This window comes from Streptomyces sp. NPDC059524, from assembly GCF_042749255.1.
Taxonomy (GTDB): Bacteria; Actinomycetota; Actinomycetes; order Streptomycetales; family Streptomycetaceae; genus Streptomyces; species Streptomyces xanthii.
This window is the reverse complement of sequence record NZ_JBHYTK010000019.1, coordinates 68,582-75,065: the sequence shown is the minus strand read 5'-3', so window position 1 is coordinate 75,065 and position 6,484 is coordinate 68,582. Positions and strand designations below refer to the sequence as shown.

Genomic DNA, 6,484 nt, shown 5'->3' with positions numbered 1-6,484 from the left:
GCGCGCCAGCGACCCCCCGCCGCCCACACCGCCCCCGGCGCTGGGCGTGCGGCCGCTCTCGGCCACAGGAGCGGCGCGGCCCGAGGGCGTGCGGAGAAGGGGCTAGATGCCGCAGGAGGACGCCGACCAGTAGCGGGAGCTCTGGCTGCCGAGGTGGGCGTGGTCGCTGTGGCCGGGGTAGCCCGGGCCGAGGATCTCGTTGAAGCCGTGGTACCTGGCCTGTTTGACGATCTCGCAGAACGACGGGGTGCCGACGAGGTCGATGGCGCGTCCGTAGAGGTGGTTGCTGCCGGAGGCGCCGCCGACCGCGCTGTTGCAGGAGTAGGAGCGGAAGCCGCTGCTGGTGTTCAGGGAGCGGTCGCCGAGGGCGTGCCGCAGGGCCTCCAGCTTCCACATCTGCTGGAGGGCGTTGGCCTTCGCCGCCGCCGCGGAGACGGCGCCGCCCGACCAGTCGGAGTTGCAGCGGTTCATCTCCGCGTAGGTGAAGTGGATCGGCGTGCAGTCGCCGTCCTGGAGCGCGTAGATCTTGCTGAAGGTCTGGGTTCCGGCGACGCCGTCGGCGGACAGGCCGTACGCCTGCTGGAACCGCGTGACCGCGGCCTTCGTGGCGGGGCCGAACTGGCCGTCCACCGCGAGGACTCCGCCGTAGCCGGGGTGTCCGGCGACGCGGATCTGCAGCTGGCGGACGTCCTCGCCGCTGCTGCCCTCGCTGAGGGTGCGGTTCCAGGTGTAACAGGTGTCGGCGTGCGCGGTGCCGGCGGTGACCGCCGTACCGAGCGTCGCCAATGAGCCGAGCATGACAAGCGTGAGCAGGGCGCGGAGCGAGCGTCTGAGCACGATGCCTCCAGAGGGAGGGAGCCTGGGGGTACCGACAGTGGCGGAACGGCGCTACGCGCGTCAATACCGCCCGGGTGGCAGCCCGTTCCCGTACCTCTACGATGTGCGGCACACGGCCGGACGGGCCGCCTAGGGGGAGGGCACCGTTGACTGCACAGACGCGTACACAGCAGGGGCACACACAAGGGGGCACGGCGGGGGAGGCGCACCGGCTGGATCCGGCGGGCGGCTGTCCGCACGCCGACAACGCCCGGCTGCTCGCCGCCGGCTCCGTCGCCGCGGTGACCCTGCCCGGCGACGTGCCGGGGATGGCCGTGCTCGGTCACGAGGCGCTCAAGGAGTTCCTCGCCCACCCCGATGTCGCGAAGGACGCGACCCACTTCACCGCGCTGCAGGAGGGGCGGATACCCGACGGCTGGCCGCTGCGCACCTTCGCCACGGTCCAGGGCATGACGACGGCCGACGGCGCGGACCACCGCCGGCTGCGCTCCCTGGCCGGACGGGCCTTCACCGCCCGCCGGGTGGCCGCGCTCCGTCCCCGCGTGGAGGAGTTGACGCGCGAACTGCTCGACGGACTCGAGGCCGCGGCGGCGGACGGGGACGGAGTGGCCGACCTCCGACGGCACTTCGCCCTGCCGCTCCCCATGGGAGTCATCTGCGAACTGCTCGGCGTCGACGCCGAGCACCAGGACCGGCTGCACCACCTCTCCAGCCAGATCGTCGCCACCGACATCGGCCCCCAGGCCGTGGTGGCGGCGAACCGCGAGATGGTGGAGGTGCTGGGGCAGGTGGCCGCGGCCCGCGCCGCCGACCCCGGGGACGACCTCACCAGTGCGCTGATCGCGGCCCGTGAGGAGGACGGCGACCGGCTCGGCCCCCACGAACTGCTCGGCACCCTCATGCTGATCATCATCGCCGGGCACGAGACGACACTGAACCTGATCACGAACGCCGTACGGGCCCTGTGCGCCCACCGCGAGCAGCTCGCTCTGGTCCGGGACGGGAGCGCGACGTGGGAGGACGTCGTCGAGGAGACGCTGCGCTGGGACAGCCCCGTCAGCTACTTCCCGTTCCGCTACCCGACCCGCGACCTGGAGCTCGACGGGACGACGATCCCCCGAGGGACCCCGGTCCTCGCCGGATACTCCGCCGCCGGCCGCGACCCGTCGGCGCACGGCCCCGGCGCCGACCGCTTCGACCTCACCCGCGGCCCGGCCCGCCACCTGTCCCTCGGCCACGGCCCCCACTTCTGCATGGGAGCGCCGCTGGCCCGCATGGAGGCGACCACCGCGCTCCGGCAGCTCTTCACCCGCTACCCGGACCTGGACCTGGCCGTCCCGGAGCCCGAACTCCCGCGCCACGCCTCGTTCGTGGGCAACAGCGTGCGCAGGCTCCCGGTGCGACTGCGCCCCGCTCACTGCGAACGGTGACGGGCGGGGCCCCCGCGCGTGGGATGCTGCGGGCGGCCGGAGAGGAGCATGTGATGCCCGAGACGGGGACGACGGCGGTACTGGCACTCGTGCGGGAGGCCGACGTTCTGCTGGAGGTCGCGGCGTCGGTGGACGCACGGGTGGTGCGGGCGGGCGTGCCCGCGCACGTGGCGCTCCTCTACCCCTGGATCCCGGCGGCGCGGCTCGGTGGCGGGGGCCTGGAGCGGTTGAGCGGCGTGCTGTCGCCGACCGGGCCCGTCACGGTGGACCTGACCCGGACCGAGCGGGCCGACGGCTTCGTCGGCGTCCCGGTGCCCGGCCTGGGCCCGCTCGCCACCGCGCTGCGCGCCGCCTACCCGCGGCAGGTCCCGTACGGAGGCCGGTTCGGCCCGGATCCGCGGGCGCATCTGACCGTGGCGCTGGGCGCCGAGCCCGGCGTCGCCGAGGCGATCGAGCGGCGCGCCGCGCGCCGGCTGCCGATCACCGCGCAGGTCGCCCGGCTGCATGTGGTCGAGCTGACCTCGGCGGGCTGGCGGCCGGTCGCCCACATCCCGCTGACCGGCCGCGCCCCGCGCCCGTCCTCGTAGCCCCCGAAGACCGGTGGCCCGGCCCGTCAGCCGGCCGCGAGTTCCTTCTCGATCGCGGTCACGACCTCCGGAGCGTCCGGCAGCGTCTGCGGCGAGAACCGCGCGACGACCTCACCGGAGCGCCCGACCAGGAACTTCTCGAAGTTCCAGCGGATGTCCCCGCTGTGGCCCTCGGCGTCCGCGGTGTCGGTGAGCCGCGCGTACAGGGCGTGCCGGCCGGGGCCGTTGACGTCGACCTTCTCCGTCATCGGGAACGTCACGCCGTACGTCGCGGAACAGAACTCCGCGATCTCGTCGGCGCTGCCCGGCTCCTGCCCCATGAACTGGTTGCACGGTACGCCGAGCACCGTGAAGCCGCGCTCCGCGTACCGCTCCTGGAGCTGCTCGAGGGCGGTGTACTGCGGGGTGAGGCCGCACTTGGAGGCGACGTTGACGATGAGGACGGCCCGGCCCGCGTACTGGGACAGGTCGGCGGGGCCGCCCGGGAGGCGGTCGATCTCTACTGCGTCGAAAACGGTCATGCCCGGAGCGTACGCCGCCCGGCCACCGGCCCGGCGGGCCGAGGGGGCCCGCTCACAGCTCCGGATGCTTCGTCGCCACGTGGTAGTACCCCGAGTGGAACACCAGAGGGGCGCCGCCACCGGACTCGTACTGCTCCACCTCGCCGAGGAAGATGATGTGGTCGCCGGCGTCCAGGCGCTGCACGGTGCGGCACTGGAAGCGGGCGACGGTCCCGTCCAGCAGGGGAGTGCCCGCGATGCCGGGAGTGGTCGGGACGCCCTGGAACTTGTCCTCGGCCGGGGTGGCGAACTGGCGGGAGAGGTGGTGCTGGTCGGCGGCCAGGACGTGGACGGCGAAGTGCGAGGCGTCGGTGAAGTCCGGCAGGCTCGGGGCGTTCTTGCCGGGGCACCACAGCACCAGGGGCGGGTCCAGGGAGACGGAGGTGAACGAGTTCGCGGTCATGCCGACGGCGCGGCCGTCGGGCGCGCGGGCCGTCACGACCGTCACCCCGGTCGCGTACTGGCCCAGCGCGCGGCGCAGTTCCCGGCCGTCGAAGCGGGCGGCGTGCCGGTCGCGCTTCTCGGCGAGGAAGCGGTGCGCCTCGGCCTCCTCGAACCACCAGCGGTACAGCGTGCGCGGGTCGTCGAAACCCGCGGCGAGGGCGGCGGCGACCGCGGGGATCTCGGCCGCAGCGGAGAGGAGTTCGCGGTGGTGCGGCCGCAGGTCGGTCAGCAGGGAGTTGGTCCAGCCGACGGCCCACTGCGCCCAGCCGCGCCAGAAGGTGTCGAAGGTGCGCTGCATCCACTGCGGAGTGAACGCGGCGTCGCCGTGGCGCAGGATGCTGTCGAGGTAGTGGGCCGCGGCCTGGGCCGCGTTGTTCGAACCCTGGCCGGTGATGGGGTCGTTGAGGACGACGGCGTCGGCCATGCCGAGGACGTGCCGGCCGGAGGCGAGACGGGCGACGGGATGCCGCACGGTCGGGGTGACCCGGCCGCGCAGCACGCCGCCGCGGTCGGTCAGCCGGGCGTGCCGGCAGCGCTCGTACTCGTCGGGGAAGAACCGGTGCAGGACCTCCAGCGACCGCGCGAGGTGGGCCTCGGGGGTGACGATGTCGTCCCAGCAGTCCATCGGGCCACCGGGGATGCCCTCGAAGACCATGATCTCGCAGGGGCCGGTGGTGGTGAGCGCGGGGAAGGAGAAGTACTCGCCGACGCCGGGGACCATGCGGTAGTGGACGGCGGACTCCCCCTCGGCCTCCTCCCGCGGCGCCGTGCCCGTGACGTACGTCAGCGCCAGCGCGCGGCGCGGCCGGTCGTAGGGGGAGAGTTCGGCGTTGCGCGGGAAGAGGTGGCTCAGCTCCGCCTTGCCCGTGGAGACCACGACGAGATCGTGTGTGCGGGCGTACCACTCGAGGTCGGCGACGCCCGCCTCGTGCAGCACGATCTCGCCGAGGCCGCCCTCCGCGAACCGCTCCAGCCAGGCGGCACACTTGACCCGCTGGTCGACCGAGCGGGCGGGCGCCTCCAGCGGCGCCCGCCACGCGATCTCCGGAGCGCCGTGCGGACCGACGAGGGAGAGCGCGATGCCGGTGATGTCCGGTGCCGGGCCCTCCCAGTGGTGCAGACCGAGTTCGCGCTCGGTCTGCAGCGCGGTGTCGAACATGCACTGACTGGACATGACCGGGCCGCGACGTATCTCGTCGGGGCCGCGGTCGGTGACCAGGGTGACGTCGTAGCCGTGTGCCTGGAGTCCCAGGGCGAGTTGGGCACCCGCCTGCCCGGCGCCGATCACCGCGATCTTTCTCATGGTCCTGCTGTTCCGCTCTCGCTGCTTACCCGTGTGCCGCTGACGTGCTGTTCCCGAGGGAGCCTCAGGCGCTGACCTCGGCCAGGTAGTTCTTCGCGGCGACCGGGTCCATGAACCAGTGGAAGAAGTCGCGCGGGTCGTCGAAGCCGTTCACGAAGCGGGCGGCGATCCGGGAGTCGGCGCTCGCCGCGCCGAACAGCTCCAGGACGTGCTGCGGCGGCGCGCCGAGCATCGCGTTGGTCCACGCCGTGGCGGACCGCGCGTTGTCCCAGAAGCGGCCGAAGGCCAGCTCCATGAACGCGGCGTCGTAGGGGCGATCGCCGTGGTCGAGGACGGCGGCGAGGTAGGCGGCCGCGCACTTCGAGGCGTTGTTGGAACCCTGGCCGGTGATCGGGTCGTTGAGGACGACGACATCGGCGAGGCCGAGCACCCGCGCGCCCGAGGGCAGCGTCGCGACGGGCTTGCGCACCGTCGGCGCGAAGCGGCCCGCGAGGGTGCCGTTCTGGTCGGTGAGCGCGAGATCGGCGCAGCGCTCGGCCTCCCACGGGACGTACGTGCGCAGCAGCTCCTGGAAGGTCGCGAGCTGCTCGTCGGGGGTCAGTCCGTCGAAGCGGTCGAGCGGGCCGCCCGGGACGCCCTCGAAGAACATGATGTCGCAGGGGCCGCTGGTGGTGAGGCTGGGCATGGTGAAGTACTCGCCCAGGCCGGGGACGACGTTGAAGCTGACGCCGGTGCGGTGCGGCAGCGGCGTCATGCCGGTGACGTACGCCAGGGCCAGCGCGCGCTGCGGAGCGTCGTACGGGGAGCGCTCGGCGTCCCGCTCGAAGAGCCCCGCGATGTCGCCCTTGCCGGCCGCGACGACCACGAGGTCGGACTCGGCGGCGTACCGCTCCAGGTCCTCGACGCCGGCCTCGTGGATGACCAGACGTCCGCCGCGGCGCGCGAACTCGCCCATCCAGATCGGCATCTTGACCCGCTGGTCGACCGAGCGGGCGGTGGCGTCGAGACGGGCGTCGAAGGCGAGGGCGCGGCCGCCCTGGCCGTCGGCGATGTTCACGCCGAGCCCGGCGATCGGCGGGCAGGCGTCGCCCCAGAAGTCCAGGCCGAGGGCGCGCTCGTGGGCCAGCGCGGTGCCGAACATGGCCTGACTGGACATCACCCGGCCCTCGCGGATCTGGTCGCCGGTGCGGTTGGACACGAGGGTGACGTCGTAGCCGTGGCCGAGCAGGCCGATGCCGAGCTGGAGACCGGCCTGGCCGGCTCCGACGATGGTGATCTTGCGCATGGGGGAACTCCGGGGATCGGTTCGTGCGTGAGGGACGG

General features: G+C 73.3%; 6 protein-coding genes. 2 read left to right on the top strand and 4 right to left on the bottom strand.

Going from position 1 to position 6,484, the window contains the following annotated elements; translation table 11 throughout:
- Positions 1–102: 102 nt before the first annotated feature.
- Positions 103–837 carry a D-Ala-D-Ala carboxypeptidase family metallohydrolase gene (locus ACFW9D_RS08620; RefSeq protein WP_384619371.1) on the bottom strand — a complete coding sequence of 245 codons (735 nt, stop codon included), beginning with the start codon at positions 835–837 and terminating at the stop codon, positions 103–105.
- A gap of 212 nt (positions 838–1,049) precedes the next feature.
- Here ACFW9D_RS08620 and ACFW9D_RS08615 point away from each other — a divergent pair, with 212 nt between their 5' ends.
- On the top strand, positions 1,050–2,267 hold the full coding sequence (locus tag ACFW9D_RS08615) for a cytochrome P450 (protein ID WP_384619377.1): 1,218 nt from the start codon (positions 1,050–1,052) through the stop codon (positions 2,265–2,267).
- 53 nt (positions 2,268–2,320) lie between these two features.
- Positions 2,321–2,854, top strand: coding sequence for a 2'-5' RNA ligase family protein (locus ACFW9D_RS08610; protein ID WP_384619368.1), 534 nt, complete (start codon positions 2,321–2,323; stop codon positions 2,852–2,854).
- A 26-nt stretch (positions 2,855–2,880) separates the two neighbouring features.
- On the opposite strand, the gene ACFW9D_RS08605 is transcribed toward ACFW9D_RS08610, so the two are convergent.
- The 3 genes from ACFW9D_RS08605 to ACFW9D_RS08595 form a co-directional block, all read right to left on the bottom strand.
- Entirely contained in the window at positions 2,881–3,375 is a 495-nt protein-coding gene (locus tag ACFW9D_RS08605) for a glutathione peroxidase (protein WP_384619366.1), read from the bottom strand.
- Positions 3,376–3,427: 52 nt separating this feature from the next.
- Entirely contained in the window at positions 3,428–5,161 is a 1,734-nt protein-coding gene (locus tag ACFW9D_RS08600) for a styrene monooxygenase/indole monooxygenase family protein (RefSeq protein ID WP_384619363.1), read from the bottom strand.
- A 64-nt stretch (positions 5,162–5,225) separates the two neighbouring features.
- A complete protein-coding gene (locus ACFW9D_RS08595) occupies positions 5,226–6,446 on the bottom strand; it encodes a styrene monooxygenase/indole monooxygenase family protein (protein ID WP_188340282.1) in 1,221 nt (406 codons plus the stop codon).
- Positions 6,447–6,484: the final 38 nt, after the last annotated feature.

Excerpts from the sequence above, each read along its gene's own strand:
- ACFW9D_RS08595 (WP_188340282.1), bottom strand. The coding sequence starts at position 6,446 with ATGCGCAAGATCACCATCGTCGGAGCCGGCCAGGCCGGTCTCCAGCTC.
- ACFW9D_RS08610 (WP_384619368.1), top strand. The coding sequence starts at position 2,321 with ATGCCCGAGACGGGGACGACGGCGGTACTGGCACTCGTGCGGGAGGCC.
- ACFW9D_RS08605 (WP_384619366.1), bottom strand. The coding sequence starts at position 3,375 with ATGACCGTTTTCGACGCAGTAGAGATCGACCGCCTCCCGGGCGGCCCC.
- ACFW9D_RS08600 (WP_384619363.1), bottom strand. The coding sequence starts at position 5,161 with ATGAGAAAGATCGCGGTGATCGGCGCCGGGCAGGCGGGTGCCCAACTC.